General features: G+C 61.2%; 25 protein-coding genes. 12 read left to right on the top strand and 13 right to left on the bottom strand.

Annotated elements, in window-relative coordinates; all coding sequences use genetic code 11:
- Positions 1-171: 171 nt before the first annotated feature.
- The gene (locus LXM55_RS19950) at positions 172-429 is read right to left on the bottom strand and encodes a hypothetical protein (protein WP_233321957.1); all 258 of its coding nucleotides are present in this window, start codon (positions 427-429) and stop codon (positions 172-174) included.
- Between the two features lie 480 nt (positions 430-909).
- Positions 910-1,848, bottom strand: coding sequence for a LysR family transcriptional regulator (locus tag LXM55_RS19955; protein WP_233321958.1), 939 nt, complete (start codon positions 1,846-1,848; stop codon positions 910-912).
- 121 nt (positions 1,849-1,969) lie between these two features.
- Here LXM55_RS19955 and LXM55_RS19960 point away from each other — a divergent pair, with 121 nt between their 5' ends.
- The 10 genes from LXM55_RS19960 to LXM55_RS20005 all read left to right on the top strand — a co-directional run bounded on the left by LXM55_RS19960 (position 1,970) and on the right by LXM55_RS20005 (position 11,855).
- The gene (locus LXM55_RS19960) at positions 1,970-2,842 is read left to right on the top strand and encodes an amidohydrolase family protein (RefSeq protein WP_233321959.1); all 873 of its coding nucleotides are present in this window, start codon (positions 1,970-1,972) and stop codon (positions 2,840-2,842) included.
- A gap of 427 nt (positions 2,843-3,269) precedes the next feature.
- The gene (rhmD, locus tag LXM55_RS19965; protein ID WP_233321960.1) at positions 3,270-4,454 is read left to right on the top strand and encodes an L-rhamnonate dehydratase; all 1,185 of its coding nucleotides are present in this window, start codon (positions 3,270-3,272) and stop codon (positions 4,452-4,454) included.
- Between the two features lie 15 nt (positions 4,455-4,469).
- The gene (locus LXM55_RS19970) at positions 4,470-4,790 is read left to right on the top strand and encodes an L-rhamnose mutarotase (protein WP_233321961.1); all 321 of its coding nucleotides are present in this window, start codon (positions 4,470-4,472) and stop codon (positions 4,788-4,790) included.
- Between the two features lie 60 nt (positions 4,791-4,850).
- Entirely contained in the window at positions 4,851-5,909 is a 1,059-nt protein-coding gene (rhaT, locus tag LXM55_RS19975; RefSeq protein WP_233321962.1) for an L-rhamnose/proton symporter RhaT, read from the top strand.
- Between the two features lie 28 nt (positions 5,910-5,937).
- Positions 5,938-6,708 carry an SDR family NAD(P)-dependent oxidoreductase gene (locus LXM55_RS19980; RefSeq protein ID WP_233321963.1) on the top strand — a complete coding sequence of 257 codons (771 nt, stop codon included), beginning with the start codon at positions 5,938-5,940 and terminating at the stop codon, positions 6,706-6,708.
- A gap of 15 nt (positions 6,709-6,723) precedes the next feature.
- Positions 6,724-7,530, top strand: a complete 807-nt coding sequence (locus LXM55_RS19985) for an HpcH/HpaI aldolase family protein (RefSeq protein WP_233321964.1) — start codon at positions 6,724-6,726, stop codon at positions 7,528-7,530.
- A 19-nt stretch (positions 7,531-7,549) separates the two neighbouring features.
- Complete coding sequence (gene aldA, locus LXM55_RS19990; RefSeq protein WP_233321965.1) at positions 7,550-8,986, top strand: aldehyde dehydrogenase; 1,437 nt, start codon at positions 7,550-7,552, stop codon at positions 8,984-8,986.
- A gap of 141 nt (positions 8,987-9,127) precedes the next feature.
- Positions 9,128-10,459 carry a carbohydrate porin gene (locus tag LXM55_RS19995; RefSeq protein ID WP_233321966.1) on the top strand — a complete coding sequence of 444 codons (1,332 nt, stop codon included), beginning with the start codon at positions 9,128-9,130 and terminating at the stop codon, positions 10,457-10,459.
- A 96-nt stretch (positions 10,460-10,555) separates the two neighbouring features.
- Positions 10,556-11,407, top strand: a complete 852-nt coding sequence (locus tag LXM55_RS20000) for a hypothetical protein (RefSeq protein ID WP_233321967.1) — start codon at positions 10,556-10,558, stop codon at positions 11,405-11,407.
- A complete protein-coding gene (locus tag LXM55_RS20005) occupies positions 11,391-11,855 on the top strand; it encodes a hypothetical protein (protein ID WP_233321968.1) in 465 nt (154 codons plus the stop codon). The genes LXM55_RS20000 and LXM55_RS20005 overlap by 17 nt, the downstream gene beginning before the upstream one ends.
- 18 nt (positions 11,856-11,873) lie before the next feature.
- On the opposite strand, the gene LXM55_RS20010 is transcribed toward LXM55_RS20005, so the two are convergent.
- The 7 genes from LXM55_RS20010 to LXM55_RS20040 all read right to left on the bottom strand — a co-directional run bounded on the left by LXM55_RS20010 (position 11,874) and on the right by LXM55_RS20040 (position 16,562).
- On the bottom strand, positions 11,874-12,062 hold the full coding sequence (locus LXM55_RS20010; RefSeq protein WP_233321969.1) for a hypothetical protein: 189 nt from the start codon (positions 12,060-12,062) through the stop codon (positions 11,874-11,876).
- Positions 12,063-12,134: 72 nt separating this feature from the next.
- Positions 12,135-12,803: a hypothetical protein gene (locus tag LXM55_RS20015; protein ID WP_233321970.1), complete on the bottom strand. Its 669-nt coding sequence runs from the start codon at positions 12,801-12,803 to the stop codon at positions 12,135-12,137.
- Entirely contained in the window at positions 12,800-13,381 is a 582-nt protein-coding gene (locus tag LXM55_RS20020; RefSeq protein WP_233321971.1) for an RNA polymerase sigma factor, read from the bottom strand. The genes LXM55_RS20015 and LXM55_RS20020 overlap by 4 nt, the downstream gene beginning before the upstream one ends.
- 37 nt (positions 13,382-13,418) lie before the next feature.
- The gene (locus LXM55_RS20025) at positions 13,419-15,188 is read right to left on the bottom strand and encodes a vWA domain-containing protein (protein WP_233321972.1); all 1,770 of its coding nucleotides are present in this window, start codon (positions 15,186-15,188) and stop codon (positions 13,419-13,421) included.
- Positions 15,189-15,276: 88 nt separating this feature from the next.
- Entirely contained in the window at positions 15,277-15,837 is a 561-nt protein-coding gene (locus LXM55_RS20030; RefSeq protein WP_233321973.1) for a YbhB/YbcL family Raf kinase inhibitor-like protein, read from the bottom strand.
- Between the two features lie 205 nt (positions 15,838-16,042).
- Positions 16,043-16,306 (bottom strand): BrnA antitoxin family protein, encoded by a 264-nt coding sequence (locus LXM55_RS20035; RefSeq protein ID WP_233321974.1) that lies wholly within the window; start codon positions 16,304-16,306, stop codon positions 16,043-16,045.
- Complete coding sequence (locus tag LXM55_RS20040) at positions 16,284-16,562, bottom strand: BrnT family toxin (protein ID WP_233321975.1); 279 nt, start codon at positions 16,560-16,562, stop codon at positions 16,284-16,286. The genes LXM55_RS20035 and LXM55_RS20040 overlap by 23 nt, the downstream gene beginning before the upstream one ends.
- 260 nt (positions 16,563-16,822) lie before the next feature.
- Between LXM55_RS20040 and LXM55_RS20045 the strand changes: the two genes are divergently transcribed.
- Both LXM55_RS20045 and LXM55_RS20050 read left to right on the top strand, forming a co-directional pair.
- Entirely contained in the window at positions 16,823-17,092 is a 270-nt protein-coding gene (locus LXM55_RS20045; RefSeq protein ID WP_233321976.1) for a hypothetical protein, read from the top strand.
- Positions 17,093-17,140: 48 nt separating this feature from the next.
- Entirely contained in the window at positions 17,141-17,755 is a 615-nt protein-coding gene (locus tag LXM55_RS20050) for a DUF4291 domain-containing protein (RefSeq protein ID WP_233321977.1), read from the top strand.
- A gap of 288 nt (positions 17,756-18,043) precedes the next feature.
- Here LXM55_RS20050 and LXM55_RS20055 read toward each other — a convergent pair whose 3' ends face one another.
- The 4 genes from LXM55_RS20055 to LXM55_RS20070 all read right to left on the bottom strand — a co-directional run bounded on the left by LXM55_RS20055 (position 18,044) and on the right by LXM55_RS20070 (position 19,953).
- Entirely contained in the window at positions 18,044-18,334 is a 291-nt protein-coding gene (locus tag LXM55_RS20055; protein WP_233321978.1) for a hypothetical protein, read from the bottom strand.
- Between the two features lie 231 nt (positions 18,335-18,565).
- Positions 18,566-19,162, bottom strand: a complete 597-nt coding sequence (locus LXM55_RS20060; protein ID WP_233321979.1) for an imm11 family protein — start codon at positions 19,160-19,162, stop codon at positions 18,566-18,568.
- A gap of 135 nt (positions 19,163-19,297) precedes the next feature.
- On the bottom strand, positions 19,298-19,585 hold the full coding sequence (locus LXM55_RS20065) for a hypothetical protein (protein ID WP_233321980.1): 288 nt from the start codon (positions 19,583-19,585) through the stop codon (positions 19,298-19,300).
- 161 nt (positions 19,586-19,746) lie between these two features.
- Positions 19,747-19,953, bottom strand: coding sequence for a hypothetical protein (locus LXM55_RS20070; RefSeq protein ID WP_233321981.1), 207 nt, complete (start codon positions 19,951-19,953; stop codon positions 19,747-19,749).
- Positions 19,954-19,995 lie beyond the last annotated feature (42 nt).

Here is a 19,995-nt window from a genome sequence, read left to right on the forward strand (position 1 = left end):
CTCCCGACCTGCCTCTTGTCTATCAGCAGACAGGAGAAAAATGTGCGCCAGTTCGCGGCCTGGATAGTAAACCATCAGTTGCTTAGGGTCTTGATGCACCTGCCTTACACAGCGAGCCTGCAGTATCTGGCTCGCTGAAAGGCAATGAAGAACGCATTTCCAGCTTGAGATTCAATCAACCCCTCGCCGCGCCACCTCCAACAGATCCACCCCTTCCCGAAGCAGCAGATAAGCCGCGTTGGTCAGCCGATAGAGGTCAGCATCATCAATGCCCCTGATCGTGACAGACGTGAGACTTTCCAGAAGATCCGTTCCTGCCTTGATCCGCTGGTGAGCACAATCCAGCACGCGAGCTGCCGGCTCATCACTATCGATCAGCAGAACAGGACAATCAGGAAAATTGGTTTGCAGCGGTATGTACTTCGACATGACATGTCATCCCTAACTTGGTGGAGAAGACTGCCGATCTCGTCGCCAAACGAGAGGGTGGCAGCTGTACGCAGGTTGGCGAACCGGTAAGTTAGTAAACCCGGCAGACCCGAAGGCCTCCCGCGCACAGCCGCCATAGATCGCCACTGCCCGTACAAAAATGCACGCGCAAGAGGTCGATGACGCGACTGCGCCTAACTTAAAACGGATCGCCAAATCCGGCCGCTGATTTTGCAGCGACGGGCGGAACTATAGTGGCTGCTACTGAGCAGATGCAAGATGACTTAGTGACTGCAGTTTTCAGTAATTTGACCTTGCGAAACGCCATCAAAAACAAACCACGGATGCTCCCAACAGAGGCAGTGGGTGATACCAGCCAATCGGCATCGCTAACCGGTTCTTGGGTAGTAACCCGTCTTGCCAGCCCTCAAAGTGTTATCGCAGGCAAACCCCGCCACTTGGTGACCAGAATTTTCCGCCTCAACCTCGCGCCCGCTGCCGCAGCAGCGCCAGGAAAATCTCCAGCTCCCGACTCTGCGGTTCATCCTTTCTCAACATCACCCCGAACGGGCTCAGCTGTTCTTCGATCTCCAGGTCCAGGGCCGTCAGCAAGCCGGTGTGCACGTGGTCGCGGACCACGGTGTCGGTGAGGACCAGGATGGCATCGGTGATCTGTACCAGTTGCAACATGGCGAACACCGAGGTGCATTCGATGACGTCGCTGGGGGAGGCAACGTCGAGGCGGGCGAAGGCACTTTCCAGGGCCACGCGGGCGGGGCTGGTGTCGGGCTGGAGGATCCACGGCCAGGCTTCGACCATGTCCGCCAAATCGGGGGCGGCAACCTGGGTCAGGGGGTGGCCGGCGCGGACAACGACGGCCAGGTGTTCGTTGCCCAGGGGTTCGAAGGCGAAGCGCTGGCGGTCCTGGGCGTGGGACAGGCGGGCAATGGCGACGTCGATGCGGCGCTGGTCCAGCAGTTCGCTGAGCTGGTCGCTGGTGTCGCCCATGATCCGCAGGCGCAGCAGGGGGTGGCTGGCTTTCATTTCGGCGATGGATTGCACCACCAGATCCGGCACCGCGCCCATGATCGCGCCCACCGACAGGTAGCCATAGCCACCGGCCTGGCGGTCGGCCAGGTCTTCGGCGCAGCGCTCCAGGCCGTTGAGGGCGGCGCGGGCGAAACGCAGCAGTTCTTCACCGAGGACCGTGGCGCGCATGCCTCGGGATTGACGCTCGAACAGGGTGCAGCCGAAGGCTTCTTCGATTTCCTGGAGCATGCGCGTGGTGGCCGGCTGCGACATGTTCAAGGCTTCGGCCGCGCGGTGCAGGTTCTGGCTGTTGCCCAGGGTCACCAGCATCAGCAGGTGCTTGTAGCGCAGGCGGTTGAACAGGCTGCGGGCAGTGATCGGCGTCGACATGAAAGGCACCTTGTTTGTTGTTCTGATACCCGGAGGGTATCGCAACGGACCAATCCCCTATTAGCTTTTGCACAGCGGCTTTGTTATTTCAAAGCCCCGGACAATAACCATGGAGCTGCCTGTGAGCGCCCTCGCCCCGACCGCCTATGCCGGTCCGATCATCGATTGTCATATCCACCTGTTCGATCCGTACCGACCCCAGGGCATTCCCTGGCCAACTCCGGCGGACGCCATCTACAAGCCGCATTTGCCGGAAGATTACTGGCAGGTAGCAGCCAGGCATTCCATCACCGGGGTCATCGCCGTGGAGGCCAGCCCCTGGATCGGAGATAACCGCTGGCTGCTGGAAACCCTGCGCGGCGACCCACGGATGCTGGGGTTTGTCGGCAACCTGGACCCGGCCGACCCGGGGTTTCGCCAGGCGCTGGAAGGGCTGGCCGCGGAGCCGCTGTTTCTAGGCTTGCGCTACGGCAACCTGTGGGATCGGGACCTGTTGGAGGATCAGCAAAAGCCCGGTTTCATCGACAACCTGCGAGCCTTGGCCAAAAGCGGGCGCAGCCTGGACAGCGCCAACCCGGATGGACGTTTGCTGGATGCATTGCTGAAGCTCAGTGACCGCCTGCCGGAGCTGCGGATCATCATCGATCACCTGCCCAACGCCCAGGTGCTGCCCGGCGAGGAGAAGGACTTCGAGCGACGGGTGAAGGCACTGGGAGAACGGCCCAATGTGCTGGCCAAGCTGGCGGAGATTCCTCAGGTGGGCGAACAGGGGGTGATTGTCGAGCCGGGGTTTTATCGGGATCGGCTGGAGTTGCTGTGGCAGGCCTTTGGCGAGGACCGGTGTTTCTTTGGCAGTGATTGGCCCAACAGCGAGTTGGTGGCGAGTTTTGACAGCACCCTGGGGTTGGTGCGGCGTTGCATGGCGCAGTACTCGCCTGCCGCCCAGGAGAAATTCTTCCATCGCAATGCCGCGCGAGCCTACTGCCTGGGTTGATTCGCCCAGCCGGCCCAGCTGTAGGAGTGGTCGGGCGACGCTGCGTTTGCCGGCGAAGGGGCCTTGAGTCTTGTACCCGCCTTGAGGGCGCGTTCGCTGGCAAGCCAGCTCCTACGATGGAGTACGGTGCGGATCAGGCCCCAATCGATACCCTGAGCGCATCAGTCTTAAGTTTATTTGAATTAGTCCGCATCAATCTGCCTCCGTAGACTCATCCCCATGCACTGAGGCAGCCGTCGTGCTGCCCTTCCCTTGCGCCTCGATAAATCCAATAAGGAACCGGCGTGATGAACAGCGTCCACTTGCCTTGCCCTTACTCCAGCAGTCCATTCGCCCCCCTCCGTATTCCCCGACACCGCGGCTGAGCGCCTCAGCCCGGGTCTTCAACGCGTCCGCACTTTGCCCCTTTGCCTTGCAGGAGAGCTTCATGAGCACACCGACCATCAAGTACGTTCGCGCTTTCACCCTCACCGGAGGCGGCGCCGACTATCACGACCAGGCGGCCGGCCACTGGATCGACGACCACATTTCCACGCCCATGGGCCGCTATCCCGAGTACCGCCAGAGCCGCCAGAGCTTCGGCATCAATGTGCTGGGCACCCTGGTGGTGGAGATCGAAGCCAGCGACGGCAACGTAGGTTTTGCGGTGACCACCGGTGGTGAGATCGGTGCCTTTATCGTCGAGAAGCACCTGGCGCGTTTCCTCGAAGGGGCCAAGGTCACCGACATCGAAAAGATCTGGGACCAGATGTACCACGCGACCCTCTACTACGGCCGCAAGGGCGTCGTCCTCAACACCATCTCCGGGGTCGACCTGGCGCTCTGGGACTTGCTCGGCAAGATCCGCAAGGAGCCCGTGCACCAACTGCTGGGCGGGGCGGTACGCGATGAGTTGCAGTTCTACTGCACCGGCGCCCGCCCGGATCTGGCCAAGGAAATGGGCTTTATCGGCGGCAAGATGCCCCTGCAACACGGCCCCGCCGAAGGCGAGGAAGGCCTGCGCAAAAACCTCGAACACTTGGCCAATATGCGCGAGAAAGTCGGCGACGATTTCTGGCTGATGTTCGACTGCTGGATGAGCCTGGACCTGAACTACGCCACGCGCCTGGCCAAGGGCGCCGCCGAGTTCGGCCTGAAGTGGATCGAAGAGGCCCTGCCGCCAGACGATTACTGGGGCTACGCGGCGCTGCGCAAGAACGTACCGAGCGGCATGCTGGTGACCACCGGCGAGCACGAAGCCACGCGCTGGGGCTTCCGCATGCTGCTGGAAATGGGTTGCTGCGACATCATCCAGCCAGACGTCGGCTGGTGTGGCGGGATCACCGAGCTGATCAAGATCTCGGCCCTGGCCGATGCCCACAACGCCCTGGTCGTGCCTCACGGCTCGTCGGTGTACAGCTACCACTTCGTGATCACCCGCACCAATAGCCCGTTCGCCGAGTTCCTCAACATGTCGCCCAAGGCCGACCAGATCGTGCCGATGTTCGCCCCGCAACTGCTCGGTGAGCCGGTACCGGTCAACGGTCGCATGCGCGCTTCGGTGCTGGACAAGCCAGGCTTCGGGGTCGAGCTCAATCCCGAGTGCACCCTGCACCGCCCCTACGTTCGCTGATCAAGGAGTCGTGCCATGCACACCCGCGCCTTTCGCATGAACCTCGACCCCGGCCAGGAACAGGAGTACCTGCGCCGCCACGATGAAATCTGGCCGGAGCTGGTGGCGCTGCTGCGGGGCGCCGGGATCGAGGACTACCGGATCTTTCTCGATACCGAAAGCCACGCCCTGTTCGCCGTGATGACCCACCAGGAGCCACACGGTCTGGATGACCTACCCCAGCACCCGGTGATGCAACGCTGGTGGCAGTACATGAAAGACATCATGCCCAGCCAGGCCGACGGTTCGCCGTGCAGTGTCGAGCTCAGGCCGATGTTCGACCTGCCACGGACCTGAACCCGGCCGGCGCCCGGCGCCGGCCCCAACCGCCGATAACAATAAGAAGGAAAGCGCAACGTGGAAATCATCTTTCTGGGAGTGATCCTGCACTTCATCGGAGGCTTCGCTTCCGGCAGTTTCTACATCCCCTACAAAAAGGTCGAAGGCTGGGCCTGGGAAAGCTACTGGATCGTCGGCGGCCTGGTGTCCTGGCTGCTGGTGCCGGTGATTGCCGCACTGCTGACGGTGCCGGGCTTTGTCGAAATCCTGCGCAACGCCGACAGCGTGACCCTGTTCTGGACCTACTTCTTCGGCGTGCTCTGGGGCATCGGCGGGCTGACCTTCGGCCTGACCATGCGCTACCTGGGTTTGTCCCTGGGCATGTCGCTGATCATGGGCCTGACCTCGGCCCTGGGGGCGCTGATGCCACCGATCTACCGCGACCTGTTCACCGACGCCCAGGCCGGCACCTTCACCGAGATGCTCGGCAACCCGGGGGGCAACTGGGTGCTGATCGGGGTCCTGGTGTCGCTGCTGGGCATCGCCCTGTGCGGCCGCGCCGGGCTGGTCAAGGAGCGGGAAGTGCCGGACAGCACCAAGTTCCAGAGCGTCAAGGAATTCTCCCTGGCCAAGGGCGCCCTGGTGGCACTGATTTCCGGGGTGCTCAGTGCCTGCTTCAGCTACGGCATCGCCGCCGGCCAGCCCCTGGCGGAAGCGGCCATCGCCCACGGCGCCAATAGCCTGTTCCAGAACAACGTGACCTTCATGGTGATCATGTGGGGCGGCCTGACCACCAACGGCATCTGGTGCCTGTGGCTCAACTACCGCAACCGCAGCTTCCACAACTACACCGACCGCAGCACCCCACTGCTGCGCAACTACCTGCTGGTGGCCGTGGCCGGGACCCTGTGGTTCCTGCAGTTCTTCTTCTACGGCATGGGCGCCAGCCGCATGCACAACGACGCCAGCTCCTGGGTGTTGCACATGTCCTTCATCATCATCGTGTCCAACGTCTGGGGCCTGTACTTCCGTGAATGGCAAGGCACCAGCGCCCGCACCAAACAGGTGCTGCTACTGGGCATCGCGGTGATCCTGGCGTCCATCGCCATGGTCGGCTACGGCAACTACCTCGGCTGATCCCCTTTTTAAAAACAGGAGTCTCTCCATGTTGCTCAAAGACAAGACCGTCATCATCACTGGCGCTTCCCGTGGCATCGGTCGCGCCGCCGCTCTGGAATGCGCTCGCCAGGGTGGCCGCGTGGTGGTCGCCCACAGTGGCAGCGCCCAGGGCCACGAGGCCGCATGTTCATTGCTCAAGGAGATCGAGACCTTTGGCGGCCAGGCGATCCAGATCGGCAGCGACGCCGCCGATCTGGACACCGGCGAGCGCCTGGTGGACGCCGCAGTCGAGGCCTTCGGCAGTGTCGATGTGTTCGTCAACAACGCCGGCATCTGCCCCTTCCACTCCTTCCTCGACATGCCCAAGGAGGTGTACCTGAAGACGGTGAACACCAACCTCAACGGCGCCTACTTTGCGGTGCAGGCCGCGGCCAACCAGATGAAGCGCCAGGGCAGCGGCGGCTCGATCATCGCCGTCAGTTCCATCAGCGCCCTGGTGGGTGGAGGCATGCAGACCCACTACACACCGACCAAGGCCGGCCTGCATTCGCTGATGCAGTCCTGCGCCATTGCCCTGGGCCCGTACGGCATTCGCTGCAACTCGGTGCTGCCAGGGTCCATTGCCACCGACATCAACAAGGACGATTTCGCCAACCCGGAGAAGCGCGAATACATGGTCAAGCGCACGCCCCTGGGCCGCCTCGGCGAACCGGAGGACATCGCCGGGCCCATTGTCTTCCTCGCCTCCGACATGGCGCGCTACGTCACCGGCGCCGCGCTGCTGGTAGACGGCGGCCTGTTCGTCAACCTGCAATAACCCGGGAGCCTCGCCATGCATATGCCACACAACCGCTTCAAGGCCGCCCTCGCGGGCGGCGACACCCAGTATGGCGTCTGGGCCGGCTTTGCCAGCGGCTACGCCGCGGAAATCACCGCCAGCATCGGCTACGACTGGCTGCTGATCGACAGCGAACACGCGCCCAACAGCGTGCCCGGCATCCTCGCCCAATTGCAGGCCGTAGCGCCCTACTCCAGCGCCCCGGTGGTGCGTGCGGTGAATGGCGACAGTGCGCTGATCAAGCAACTGCTGGATATCGGCGTACAGAGCCTGATGGTGCCCATGGTGGAAAGCGCCGAGCAGGCCCGGGCCCTGGTACGCGCCATGCGCTACCCACCCCACGGCATTCGCGGCGTAGGTGGCGGCCTGGCCCGGGCCACCCGCTGGGACGCAGTGCCCGACTACCTGGCCACGGCCCATGAAGAGCTGTGCCTGATCGTGCAGGTGGAGTCGCGCCTAGGGGTTGAGAACGCCGCGCAAATCGCCGCTGTGGAAGGGGTGGACGCAGTGTTCATCGGCCCGGCTGACCTGTCTTCCGGCCTGGGCTTTCCCGGCAACCCGGGACACCCCGAGGTACAGGCGCAGATCCGCCACGCCATCGACGCCACCCTGGCGGCTGGCAAGGTGGCGGGGATTCTCGCGCCCTTCGAGGAAGACGCCCGACGCTACCAGCAATGGGGCTGCCGCTTTATCGCCGTGGGCATCGACATCAGCCTGTTCCGCCAGGCGGCGCTGAGCAACCTGGCGTGTTATCGCCAACCGGAGCACACCGCTGCAACGCCCCCCTCCCGCACTTACTGAGCTTTGAGGAGCCCTGGCCATGAGCCTGTCCCTACCGATTTACCAGAACTACATCAACGGCACTTTCCGCTCCAGCGTCGAGCACCTGCCGGTGAGCAACCCGGCTACCGGCGAACTGCTGTCCCACGTTCCGGACTCGACCCGGGAAGACGTCGACCAGGCCATCACCGCCGCCCGCGCCGCGCAGAAAGACTGGGCCCGTACCCCGGCCAACGAGCGCGGCCGGTACTTGCGGCAGATCGCCACGCAAATCCGCGCCAACGTGCCGCAGCTGGCGCGCACCATCACTGCTGAGCAGGGCAAGATCTCGGCCCTGGCGGAAGTCGAAGTCAACTTCACCGCCGACTACCTGGACTACATGGCCGAATGGGGCCGGCGCATCGAAGGCGAGATCATCAACAGCGACCGCCCCGGCGAGAACATCTTCCTGTTCCGCAAACCCCTGGGCGTGGTGGCCGGTATCCTGCCGTGGAACTTCCCGTTCTTCCTCATCGCCCGCAAGCTGGCGCCGGCGCTGATCACCGGCAACACCATCGTCATCAAGCCCAGCGAGGAAACCCCGAACAACTGCTTCGAGTTCGCCCGGCTGGTAGCCGCAACCGACTTGCCGGCCGGGGTCTTCAACGTCGTCAGCGGCGCCGGCAGCGTTGGCGGGCAACTGAGCAGCCACAGCGGTATCGACATGATCAGCTTCACCGGCAGCATCGCCACCGGGGCGCGGATCATGGCCGCAGCCGCCCCCAACCTGACCAAGCTCAACCTGGAGCTGGGAGGCAAGGCACCGGCCATTGTCCTGGCCGATGCCGACCTGGATCTGGCGGTCAGGGCCATCCGCGATTCGCGGATCATCAACACCGGGCAAGTGTGCAACTGCGCCGAGCGGGTCTATGTACAACGCAGTGTCGCCGAGCCCTTTATCGAGCGCATCGCCCACGCCATGAGCGCCACCCGCTACGGCGATCCGCTGGCGGACAGCAGCGTGGAAATGGGCCCGCTGATCAACCAGGCGGGGCTGGACAAGGTGGCGGAAAAGGTTCGCGTGGCTCGTGCTCAGGGTGCGCAGTTGATAACCGGTGGCCAAGTGGCGGACAGGCCTTCGGGCTTCCACTACCAGCCCACGGTGCTGGCCGCTTGCAGCGCCGAGATGGCGATCATGCAAGAGGAAATTTTCGGCCCGGTGCTGCCGATCCAGATCGTCGACGACCTGGACGAAGCCATCCAGCTGGCCAACGCCAGCGACTACGGCCTGACCTCGTCGGTGTTCACCCGCGACCTGGGCAAGGCCATGCACGCGGTGCGCGAGCTGGACTTCGGCGAGACCTACATCAACCGCGAACACTTCGAAGCCATGCAGGGCTTCCACGCCGGGGTGCGCAAGTCCGGAATCGGCGGCGCCGACGGCAAGCACGGGCTCTACGAGTACACCCACAGCCACGTGGTCTACCTGCAAAGCTGAACCTCGCCGGGCCTGCCCTCTCAAGCCCGGTTTTTTCCGCAATTGCGCGAACGGCGTGGCCACCACGTCGCGGATCACTGCGCCCCGAATACACCCGGCACAGGGCTGTGCCCACAACAATAACAACAGGTGAATCTGCTCATGAATACACAGGTTTCCAAGGCTTTGATCGGCATGCTCGCCAGTGGCTTTTGCGGGGTGGCCCTGGCTGCCGGACCGTTGAACCCGGAGTCGCCCTGGCTGCTGGGAGATTGGAACGGCGAACGCCAGAAGCTCTCGGCGCAAGGCTTCGACTTCACCCTGAAATACGTCGCCGAGTTGGGCTCCAATCTGGCCGGCGGCTACGACAAGAGCAGCACGGCGCGCCTCAGCGACCAGATCATCCTCGGGGTCGACATGGACCTGAACAAGCTCCTGGGCTGGCAGGACGCGACCCTGCGCATCGGCATTGGCGAGCGCCATGGCCGCGACATCAGCAACGACCGCGTGCACCATCCCGACGCCACCGGCATGACCTCGACCATGGAAGTCTATGGCGGCGGCAACGCCTGGCGCCTGTCGCAGCTGTGGTACGAGCAGAAATTCTTCGACCGCAGGCTCGCGGTGAAACTCGGCCGCTTCGGCCACGGTGAAGACTTCGACCAATTCCCCTGCGAGTTCCAGAACGTGACCCTGTGCGGCTCCCAGGAAGGCAACTGGAACGGTGCGTGGAACAGCTTCCCCATCAGCCAGTGGGCGATCCGCGCGCGCTATCAATTCACTCCGGAGTTCTATGTACAGGCCGGTGCCTACGACAAGAACCCCGGCAACGCCGAAGTGAGCAACGGCTTCAAGCCGTTCATCGCCGGCTCCATAGGCACCAGCTTCCCCGTGGAAGCGGTGTGGAAAGGCCGGATCAACGACCTCTCTTCCGAGTACCACCTGGGCTATTACTACAGCGATGTGGACGGCCGCGATCCGCTCAAGGACGCCAACGGCAACCCCGCCGCCCTCAGCGGCCAGCCCTACCGGAAATACTCGGACAACAGCGGCTGGTGGCTCTCGGCACAGCAGCAGTTGACCACTGTGGACGGCAACAACAAACGCGGCCTGAACGTTTTTACCAACCTGACCTTCAACGATCCTGACAGCAGCTTCATCGAGAACCTGATCCAGGTCGGCCTGATCTACCGCGGGCCTTTCGCTTCACGGCCCGACGACACCATTGGCCTGGGCGCTTCAAGGCTCAAGGTCAACGACCGGGTCAGCCGCAATGCCGAACTGATCAATGCCGGCAACGGTGTGAACTCAATGGCTGACGGGCTCTACGTACCGGAGCAGAAACGCGAGTACAGCGTCGAGATCAACTACGGCTATCAGGCGACCCGCTGGCTGATGGTGCGACCCAACCTGCAATACGTGAAGTACCCGGGCGGCCTGACCCAGACCGACTCGGCGCTGGTGGGCGGGGTGCAGTTCATCGCCGACTTCTGATGCACCATCACGCGCCCTGCCCAAGCCTCATGATGAGAGGCTGTCCTGGCGGGGCGCAACTTGCTACATTCGCCTCCCCCCGGACAGGAGGTCCCCATGCTGTGCCATCCGCTGTGCAACCAGCCCTTCGAGCCAGAACTCCGTGATTGGGTCAGCTGTTTCATGGGCTATGACATGCCCCCGGAGCGGGATGCCGAACTGAGCCGCTACAACCCCAACGACCCCGAAGACCGCGAATACCTGATCCGCCACCACGCTCTGAGGCGCGACTACCCCCAGCAGAATTTCCGTCATCGGCACCGGTTGGTGCAGGTCCTGGAAGCGGCCCTGGATGACCCGGACTACGATTTCAAGCAGGTCTGGGAGCCGATCGAGGATGACGACGAATACGATCAATGGCCCAGCCGCTGGCCGGCGGTGATCGACGACAGCCGGGACTTCTTCCAGCGTCTGCTGATCGCGGCCCGGGAGCTGTGGCACGAAGATCTGACCCGCGCGCAGTTACCTTCACTGGCAGAGTGCCGGGCGATCCCGGAGCGAGACCGGGGCACCCGCGACTGGCTGTTCAACATCGACAACAGCGAGGCCTGGCGAGCGGTCTTCAATGAGGCGGCCACGCCCTATGACTTCAATACCCAAGGCCCGGTGTTTCAAGGCGAGCAACTGAGCCTGCAACTGTATGGCGACCTGGGGCGTCTGTCCGTGCCTTCCACCTGGCCGGCGAGCCAGGCCCCGACCCACTGCCGCTTGCTGCTCAAGGTGCAGGGCATCAGCGAACTGGCGCTCAGCGGTACGCGCTTCGACGGCCGCCTGCGCACCCAGCTCACCCGTCTCAACCCCGGTTATCACCTGCGCCTGGAAATCGGCTTCGACTGCGTGATCGAATGCGTGGCGCTGTCCGTGAACATCAGCGACGTCGAAGGAGTACGCGATGAAAAGCAACTTTGAAGTGGCCCTGGAGCGTCAGGAAATGCCCCAGTTCTTTCGCGGCCAGGGCCAGTACCTGACCCGGGATGGCGATTGGGACGAGCACCTGTACTGCATCAACTGGCCGGGGATCTTCGCTTACCTGCGGGACCACGCCGATGGCGCACAACAACTGAGCAGCGCCTTCGAGCTCTACGCCTACAGCGTTGGGGAAACCATCGAGGATTGCTTCGGCCTGCGGGAAAACCTGTTCTGTTACTACTCGACCCGGACCTGCTGGGCGCCCGAGAGCGACGATCTGCTGGGGCAATTGCCGGAGCCTTGCCGGCGGCGCATCGTGCAGCGCCTGAGCTGGTATCGCTGGCAGGTGGAAAATCACGCCCGGCTACTGCCGGAACGGGCCCGGCGCATGACCGCGGACGGTGCCTGCGCCGAGTTCATCGACCTGCCAGCCTTGCCCTACAACTGAACCCGGCGGCCGCCGGGATTATTCATCCTCGGCGGCTTGGGCGGCCTGCGGCGCTTGCTCGGCATCGTCCTGCGCCTCGGGGTCGGCGCCCTCTTCGGCCTCTTCCAGGCCAAAGTCCTTGCGACTCTCCTTGATGGCCTGACGGATATCCGCGCCCTTGATCGGGCAGTTCAACATTGCCGCTATACGGTCGATGCGGGGTGCCATGACCGGCCTCTCACTTTCTGGAAACTGCGCAGATAGTGCGCGCTTTCCCCGGCGACAGCCAACCCCCGCGCTTTATTGACGACGCAAGGCTTGCAGGCGCGCGTCCAGATCCTCCTGTGGGTACTGCTCATGCAGCTGCAGCAGCAGCTCGGCCGCCTCGCGGCTCTGGCCGCCTTCCCACAGGCGCAAGACCGCCTGAAGCTGCTCATCCAGCCGCTTGATGGTCCGGGGTTCGACCGGGGCCGACATGCGCTTGGCCAGCTTGCTCGACTCAGCCTTGGGCTTGGCCACCGCAGGTGGTGCTGCATCGCTTAGCGCTTCCATCTCTGGCGCCGCGGCAAAACTGCCCACAGGGGCTGCCGCAGTCATGGGCTCAGGGGCATTCAAGGCCCCGGCTAGCTCGGCGGAGCGTGGCGCCGCCTGGCGCGCCATGGGTGCCGCTGGGGCTGGAGCGGGCGCGGGGACAAAGGCCTGCTCTTGTGGATAGTGCTCCGGGGAAGGTCGCAGCAAGCCGATGACCAGCGCTACGCCAAACAGGCTGGCAAAGGCCAGTTGATAGCGCGGCCGCTGGCAGGCGCGCATCCAGCGCTGCCAAAGGCTCGGCTTGGGCGCAAGGGCTTCACGGCGCGCGGTGGCCAGGATCAGGGCATCCAGATGGGCCGGTGGCTCCTGGGCGCCGTGTTGGCGGATGTGCGCCAGCATCTGCTCTTCAGGGGACGGGGTCTGTCGGGCGTCAGTCATGTGAGTACCTCCTCGGCCAGGAGCCGACGCAATTTTTTCAGCGCATAACGGAAACGGCTTTTCACCGTTTCCAGGGGCGCCTGGGTCAGGCTGGCGATCTCTGGCAGTTCCAGGTCGCCGTGGGCCCGCAGCAGGAACACTTCGCGCTGGTCTTCGGGCAAGTCCTGCAAGGCGGCTTCGATGCGCTGCTGGTCGCGGCACAGGCTCAGTTGCTGTTCGGGGCCGGGAGCCTGGTCGGTTGCGCCGTGCAGTTGTTCGTCGTAGCTGTCGTGCAGCGGGTTGCGCTGGCCGTGCTTGCGCCAGTGGTCGATCAGGCGGTTGCGCGCGATCTGATACAGCCAGGTACGAAAGCTGGCCCGGCCCTGGGGTTGGCTGGCGCTGCGGATCAGGCTGAGCCAGGTGTCCTGGTAGACCTCTTCCGCCAGCTCGGCCTTGCCGCACAGGCCCAGCACAAAACCATACAGGCCCTGGCGGTGGCGCTGGTACAGCACCTCGAAAGCCGCCGGATCTCCGGCGCGATAACGCGCCAGCAGCGCTTCATCGCTGCTGGCATCGGTGGACAGTTGGGGAGCAGACATGGGGCGGATGAACTCCTGTTCACTGCTCGTTATGGGTCTATTCAAGGCGGCTCTGCACCTGGCTCATGTCCACGGGCTGCGCCTCGGCCTGGGGCGCATGCCCGGCCTGGGTGTTCGGCGCCTGAGTTTGCAGGCTTTGCGCCAGTTCCACCAGTTGCACGAATTCGCCCCGCAGCCCGTAAGGATCGTCGCCCTTGGCGCCCCGGGCCAGCTTGGCGGTGTCGCTCAGGCTGAAGTTGCCGGTGTAGCGGCCGTCCTTGAGTTGCTGGGAGAACGCCGCCACCGCAGCGGCGAAGCGCAGGTCCGGGCTGGCGGCGGAAAGGCTGGCCGGCTGCTGCGCGCTGATCGGCCGTTCGATCAGGCGGCTGCTGCCCCCTTGCGGCGCCTTGTAGCGCACCCGCAGCATCGCCAATTCGCCCTGCTTACCGCCCTGTTGCGGCGCCTTGGCCGGTGTATAACGCAGGGGCTCCAGCCAGCCCTTCTCCCCCGCCGGGACGATTTCATACAAGGCGGTCACCGTATGCCCAGCGCCGATTTCCCCGGCATCGACCTTGTCGTTGCTGAAATCTTCACGCTTGAGGGCACGGTTCTCATAACCCAGCAGGCGGTATTCGCTGACCTGGGCCGGGTTGAACTCCACCTGCAGCTTCACGTCCTTGGCCACCACTGCCAGGGTCGAGCTGAGCTGGTCCACCAGCACCTTGCGCGCTTCGCGCAGGTTGTCGATGTAGGCGTAGTTGCCGTCACCGGCATCGGCCAGTTGCTCCATCAGGTGCTCGTTGTAGTTATCCACACCAAAACCCAGGGTGGTCAGGGACACGCCGCTCTTGCGCTTCTCGGCGGCCATGGCCTTGAGGCTGTCGAAGTCGCTGATGCCGACGTTGAAGTCGCCGTCGGTGGCCAGCAGGATGCGGTTGATGCCCTGGTCGATAAAGCCTTGCTGGGCCATCTGGTAGGCCAGCTGGATGCCCGAGGCACCGGCCGTGGAACCACCGGCGGTGAGCTGGTCGATGGCCGTGCGAATCTTCGCCTTGTCGCGTCCGGAGGTGGGCTCCAGCACCACTCGCGATTCGCCGGCGTAGACCACCAGCGACACCCGGTCCTGCTCCCGCAGTTGATCCACCAGCAACTTGAGGGTGCTTTTCACCAGGGGCAGGCCTTCGCGGCGGTCCATGGAACCGGAGACGTCCACCAGGAACACCAGGTTGGCCGGGGCCAGCTCTGCCACTGCGCGGTCCGAAGCCTTGATGCCGATGCGCAGCAAGCGGGTGTGGGGATTCCACGGCGAGGGCGCCAGCTCGGTGGTCACGCCGAAGGGCGAGCCGTCGCTGGGCAGGGCGTAATCGTAGGGGAAGTAGTTGACCAGCTCCTCCAGGCGCACCGCGCCTTCCGGCGGCAGGCTGCCCTGGTTGAGCAGACGGCGGACATTGGCATAGGCGCCGGTATCGACGTCGGCGCTGAAGGTCGACACGGGCGCTTCGGCAACGCTGTGGATCGGGTTGTCCGGCAGCTTCTGGTACTGCTCCCGGGCCTCGTCACGGTAGCCGGCCATGCTCGAATCGCGGGCGGCGATCGGTGCCGGCATGGGCGCGGACAAGCCGACCGGACGCACACTGCGCTTGATCATCGCGGCATCGGCGCGCTGCACCTCGTACTGTATTTCGGGCTCGGCCTGCAGCGCGCCCTGGGGCGACGCCCCGGCGGCGGATTCAGGCTTGGACGATACACCGCAACCGGCCACCGCCAGCAGCAAGCCGGCGGCGAAACCCTGGGCGGCCGGACGAAGAAAATGCAGGGGAAGGGACATGGGGGCTGACCTCGGGAAGAAATGATCCATTCCCCCCTTCAGACGAAGCCCCTGGGCGATTCGGGTTAAGCGCCGAAAAAAATTTCACTCAGCGCGAATAACGGCGCACCACGCTGCTATTGCGCAACACGTGGCCGTTGATCTTCTCCAGCAACTGGGCGCGGGTCAGCCCGGCGGGCAGCACGTCGGGCGCCAGGTCCAGGGCAAAGATCTGGATGATGTAGTGATGGGCGCTATCGCCCACGGGTGGGCACGGGCCCATGTAGGTGGTGCTGTTGCGACTGTTGAGCCCGGCCAACCCTTCCAGGTTCGGCTTGGTGCCTGCGCCAGCCGGCAGCTGGCGGGTGGTCGGCTTGATCCCGTAATGCACCCAGTGGTCCACGCCCTGGCCCTTGGCGCCGTCCGGATCGTGCATGACGATGGCGTAGCTCAAGGTGCCCTCGGGCCCGGCCGTCCAGCTCAAGGCCGGAGAATTGTTGTGCCCGCCGCAGCCCTTGGCATCGCTGGCATTGCCGGTGGTGAACAGCCGGTCATCCGAGACCCCGGGAATGTTCAGGGTAAAACGCTCCTGGGCCTGCACCGGAAACTGCAGGCACAGCAGCACGGCACCAGCGGCCAGCCAAGTATTGCGAGAGGCAAAGCGAGACATACGAAAGCACCTTTTTGCGGATGAGATCGGGGGGAGCCAAAAGACTATAGCCTGCACGACAGGGCGCGCTCCTTCGTGCACGGCGCGGGGGAGATTGAGCTTGAGGACAGGGGTAGTTGTAAATGGATATTTCAGACGCCAACCGCGATAGCGGGCACGGTTCACGGCCTGCCAGGCACCGCGCCCGACATGACGCGGCAGGCCCTCAACCTTGATGGGCCTGCATGTATTGGCGCAGCAATTGGTTGATCCGCGTCTGGTAACCCGCGCCCTGGCCTTTGAACCACGCCAGCACATCGGCGTCCAGGCGGATGGTCACGGCTTTCTTGCCCGGCAGATGCACCTCGGCGCGGCGGAAAAAGTCGTCATCCAGCTCGGGGATATCAGAAGTATCGATGCCCTGGTCATCGGTTTTCGCCAGGCGCTCCCAATCCGTTTTCGATCCGTCAGTTTTCGATCCGTTGGACATAGTATTTTGCCTCCCGCTTAGTGGCTTTATGCGCCGAAATGATGCGCACCGCATGACCCCGCCGCTCGGTATGGACCACCACACCCACCAGGGTCCTGATCCAACCGAGGCTGACCCAGCGCTCCTCGCCGTAGTCCAGGCGCTCATCGCGCAAGGACAGCACCGGACGCTGGAACATCAGCACGGCATCGTTGAAATCGATGCCGTGCTTGAGCAGGTTGGCGTGGCTCTTGGCCTCGTCCCATGCAACGTACATGAGCATTTTCGTATTTACAAATGTACATACAGGCTAGCCGACCGTTCGCCAAAAGCGCCCTGGGTAAACACCTGGAAATACAGTCGCAAGCGGGATGGATGTGTACGGAAAAAGCCCTACAGCGTTCTCGGAAAAGACTTCGCCGTACTTGCCTTGCACCGCTGGAAGCCGGCGGCTTATAGTCCGGCCGTCGCCCAGATGGCGGCCTGGTTTGGCGACCGGAATAACGAGTACATCGATCCATTAAGCGAGGTGTACTAATGAACCGTTACATGTCCCTAACCGGCCACGACTGCCTGATTCCTTCCCTGCTGATCGACACCCAGGCGCCCATCGATGTGCTGCACGACGCCGCAGCCTTTCGCATCCGCGCCGCGACCCAACTGCTGGAGCACTTCGCCGCCGAGACCCTGCGCAGCGAACCCGTGGTTTTGCAGGAACTGACCCTGGTGTGCAGCATCCTGCTGCGCGATGGCTGTGATCTGCTGGATGTGACATCAAGGCGCCTGCAACCGCAGGCCATGCTCTAAACACCCCCGGGCGGCTTCCCGGCCGCCCGCTTTTCATAAGGAAATGCCATGCATAAACCCCCGACAGAACTCCCCCAGCGCCAGATCCGCGCGCTCTACGACGCCGACACCATCCGCGTCTACCAGGCCTACTCCGACAGCATCGCCGACGCCGCCCTGGCCCACGGCACCTTCGTCTCCCCACCCTTCAAGATGGAGCGCATGACCTGGATAAAGCCATCTTTCCTGTGGATGATGTACCGCGCCGGCTGGGGCTACAAAGACGCCGGACAGACCCGCATCCTGGCCATCGACATCAGCCGCGAAGGCTTTGAATGGGCCCTGGCCAACGGCTGCCTGAGCCATGCCGACGAGTCCATGAGCAAAGAAGAGTGGTTGAAGTTGAAAGACCTGTCACCGGTGCGCATTCAATGGGACCCAGAGCGCGACCTGTACCTGCGGCCCCAGGAACACCGCGCGATCCAGATCGGCCTGAGCAAGGAGGCCGTGCAGCTGTACGTGAACCAGTGGATCAAGCGCATCACCGATGTCACGCCCCTGGCTCACGAGATTCATCGACTGATTGAGGGTGGGGATCTGGAGAAGGCTTACAGCTTGCTTCCTCAGGAGCGGGATTATCCAACGGTGGCCAAATATAGTTTGCAACTTCCGAGGGGGCAGTGAAGTAAGTGACTCCCCTAAGTCTTTCGCCTCGGCAACTCAGAAAACGACAATCTTCACCTGATAAATTCCACTTAAAATCAGGTGAAACAGCACTTAAAAAACAATACTCAGCAGCGAGCTGCTGGCAGCAATAAAAACTAGAACTCTTGAGACCTCTCTCGAAAAAAATATATATTCACGCCGCCCGAAACATCGTTTTTATAACTCTGAAAACACATTCATGATTTGTATAAAACAAAACCACTCGTCATTATCTCCAGTTAATCTTTCATCCCAAGTTCTAAAAAATCAAAACCAAACAAGAACAAATGGAAAATCAACCACTTCATCATCAACACAGGCCCAAGAGATCGAGCGTAATCTCTTGGATACGCTAGCATCAAATGGCATTAGAAACATCATAAGCTCATCCAACGAATCACTAAACTCAATACCTCTAATATCTGAATCACCACTCATTTTCCCTGTTAGTTCTCGCTCAAAACCATTTACCCGAAAGGTATAACTAATTACCTGAGAAACTCCATAGTAAAAAATCGAACTGATTACAATATCACTACCCTTCACTAGCTCAAACACGCCAACCCTCTTCATAGTTAATCAACAACATCAATATCAGATATCATAGAAGCACTTTTAAGAACTGATCAGTATCACCCATACAATTAATTGGACCGGGAGTCACCTAACCCGTGGAAACAACTATTTTTTTTGCACTGGCTGTTCCAGTATCAGCTGAATGATATCCATACTTTGAAAAACCTCATCACCTCCTTAATCTTTCTCAAACTATCTGGATTCGCCCCTCTTTCAAGCGACCGTATTTCGGTCACCATTCACAGATTCAAAGAGCACTCCTCCTACACCGGCCATTTCGACGCGGCGCTTGACCTCTTCACTAACAATTATCGCACCCAAATACTTTTTCACTCTAAAAATATGCTGATGACCGACTTTCTCAGGATCAATAACAAGATTGGTGAATGCATGATATTCACCCGCCAGATCCGGCCTGACAGGATCATCAGTCTCAAACTTTTTATAACCTGACTTTTTTTCATCGACACAATCAAATTGTGTTTCGATGATCATCAAAAAATACTCCTCCCTAACTTTTTTATTCTCGAACCGCACCGGTTCGAAGACAACATTACAATAAGGCTCGTCAACTTCCGGCAAGCCGGACAGCGCCTTATAGGCCTTCAGACTTAAAACCGGGACACTTGCATAACCAGCAAGTGAATAATCCACCTCACAGCCATCAAAACGCACATCAAGAGCATATGCTCCAGGTTCCATGAAGTTGACCGGCGGATCTATAAAATTCCAGTTATTAACGTGTCTCACGTCACCAAGAACCCACTTTTCTGGAACCAAAACATCTTGCCTAAGCAGGTAGTAATTCATACTAATTTCTCGTAGACAACTCATTGACCGAACTGCCTATGATGACAGCTTCCGTTTTGATTCTTTCCAACATTCTCGTAACGGCCATGGTATAGCCCAGAGAATAATAGGCTACCCTTCGCCTACAATTATTTTTCACAACCCAATTAAAGTATCTCTTATTAAATCAACCCTGCAATCTACATTTAGATTTATCTTTACACCCACCAACATAGAGTTCAACTTCTCCCTCGGATAAACCACCGACATTAATTCTAACTCCCGAATCACTCCGTCAATCAGCCTTGCAACTAGATCAGTACACTCTTGGCTTTTCAGAAACTTATCCAACTGCAGATCGATACAACCCGGACCACCATAAGAAATAGAATAGACCCAAGCCCCAAACACATCATCCAAAAAATCAGAACCTACACGACTCATGAGTCGCTGCAATGGCGGTTACAGCCGCCAACATAGCAGCAGAAAGTACCAGACCACCGCTAGCTCCTTGCTGCGCAATTTTGCCTTTGCACTCGATGTCACATTCTTTTTTATTAGATAACCAACTTCTGTCGGGCCGCCTCAAGCATTTGCGGATCTTTCTAAGTCTTGGCCGACTCAAGGGTGCTCTGAGTCCGGATGATATCCATCGCCTGATTGCTGATATCGCCAATCAGCTGCGCCTGACGCAGGCGTTTCTGCTCTTTCTCCTTATCGAAGATCGGGCTCAAAGCGTTATAGGTGTGTTCGACATCGCGACTTAGGGTGGCGACTTCCTGCTTCTGCAGGCCTGAATCACGAATCTCCAAGGTGCCATAGGAGGTTACCGATAAACTGGTACCGCTGACGCT

Origin of the sequence: Pseudomonas sp. Au-Pse12, assembly GCF_021341665.1 — a bacterium.
GTDB lineage: Bacteria > Pseudomonadota > Gammaproteobacteria > Pseudomonadales > Pseudomonadaceae > Aquipseudomonas.

Excerpts from the sequence above, each read along its gene's own strand:
- LXM55_RS19955 (WP_233321958.1), bottom strand. The coding sequence starts at position 1,848 with ATGTCGACGCCGATCACTGCCCGCAGCCTGTTCAACCGCCTGCGCTAC.
- LXM55_RS19995 (WP_233321966.1), top strand. The coding sequence starts at position 9,128 with ATGAATACACAGGTTTCCAAGGCTTTGATCGGCATGCTCGCCAGTGGC.
- LXM55_RS19970 (WP_233321961.1), top strand. The coding sequence starts at position 4,470 with ATGCACACCCGCGCCTTTCGCATGAACCTCGACCCCGGCCAGGAACAG.
- LXM55_RS20045 (WP_233321976.1), top strand. The coding sequence starts at position 16,823 with ATGAACCGTTACATGTCCCTAACCGGCCACGACTGCCTGATTCCTTCC.
- LXM55_RS20030 (WP_233321973.1), bottom strand. The coding sequence starts at position 15,837 with ATGTCTCGCTTTGCCTCTCGCAATACTTGGCTGGCCGCTGGTGCCGTG.
- rhmD (WP_233321960.1), top strand. The coding sequence starts at position 3,270 with ATGAGCACACCGACCATCAAGTACGTTCGCGCTTTCACCCTCACCGGA.
- LXM55_RS19980 (WP_233321963.1), top strand. The coding sequence starts at position 5,938 with ATGTTGCTCAAAGACAAGACCGTCATCATCACTGGCGCTTCCCGTGGC.
- aldA (WP_233321965.1), top strand. The coding sequence starts at position 7,550 with ATGAGCCTGTCCCTACCGATTTACCAGAACTACATCAACGGCACTTTC.
- LXM55_RS19985 (WP_233321964.1), top strand. The coding sequence starts at position 6,724 with ATGCATATGCCACACAACCGCTTCAAGGCCGCCCTCGCGGGCGGCGAC.
- LXM55_RS20060 (WP_233321979.1), bottom strand. The coding sequence starts at position 19,162 with ATGAATTACTACCTGCTTAGGCAAGATGTTTTGGTTCCAGAAAAGTGG.
- LXM55_RS20020 (WP_233321971.1), bottom strand. The coding sequence starts at position 13,381 with ATGTCTGCTCCCCAACTGTCCACCGATGCCAGCAGCGATGAAGCGCTG.
- LXM55_RS20015 (WP_233321970.1), bottom strand. The coding sequence starts at position 12,803 with ATGACTGACGCCCGACAGACCCCGTCCCCTGAAGAGCAGATGCTGGCG.
- LXM55_RS20065 (WP_233321980.1), bottom strand. The coding sequence starts at position 19,585 with ATGAGTCGTGTAGGTTCTGATTTTTTGGATGATGTGTTTGGGGCTTGG.
- LXM55_RS20005 (WP_233321968.1), top strand. The coding sequence starts at position 11,391 with ATGAAAAGCAACTTTGAAGTGGCCCTGGAGCGTCAGGAAATGCCCCAG.
- LXM55_RS20000 (WP_233321967.1), top strand. The coding sequence starts at position 10,556 with ATGCTGTGCCATCCGCTGTGCAACCAGCCCTTCGAGCCAGAACTCCGT.
- LXM55_RS20050 (WP_233321977.1), top strand. The coding sequence starts at position 17,141 with ATGCATAAACCCCCGACAGAACTCCCCCAGCGCCAGATCCGCGCGCTC.
- LXM55_RS20040 (WP_233321975.1), bottom strand. The coding sequence starts at position 16,562 with ATGTACGTTGCATGGGACGAGGCCAAGAGCCACGCCAACCTGCTCAAG.
- LXM55_RS20010 (WP_233321969.1), bottom strand. The coding sequence starts at position 12,062 with ATGGCACCCCGCATCGACCGTATAGCGGCAATGTTGAACTGCCCGATC.
- LXM55_RS20035 (WP_233321974.1), bottom strand. The coding sequence starts at position 16,306 with ATGTCCAACGGATCGAAAACTGACGGATCGAAAACGGATTGGGAGCGC.
- LXM55_RS20025 (WP_233321972.1), bottom strand. The coding sequence starts at position 15,188 with ATGTCCCTTCCCCTGCATTTTCTTCGTCCGGCCGCCCAGGGTTTCGCC.
- LXM55_RS19950 (WP_233321957.1), bottom strand. The coding sequence starts at position 429 with ATGTCGAAGTACATACCGCTGCAAACCAATTTTCCTGATTGTCCTGTT.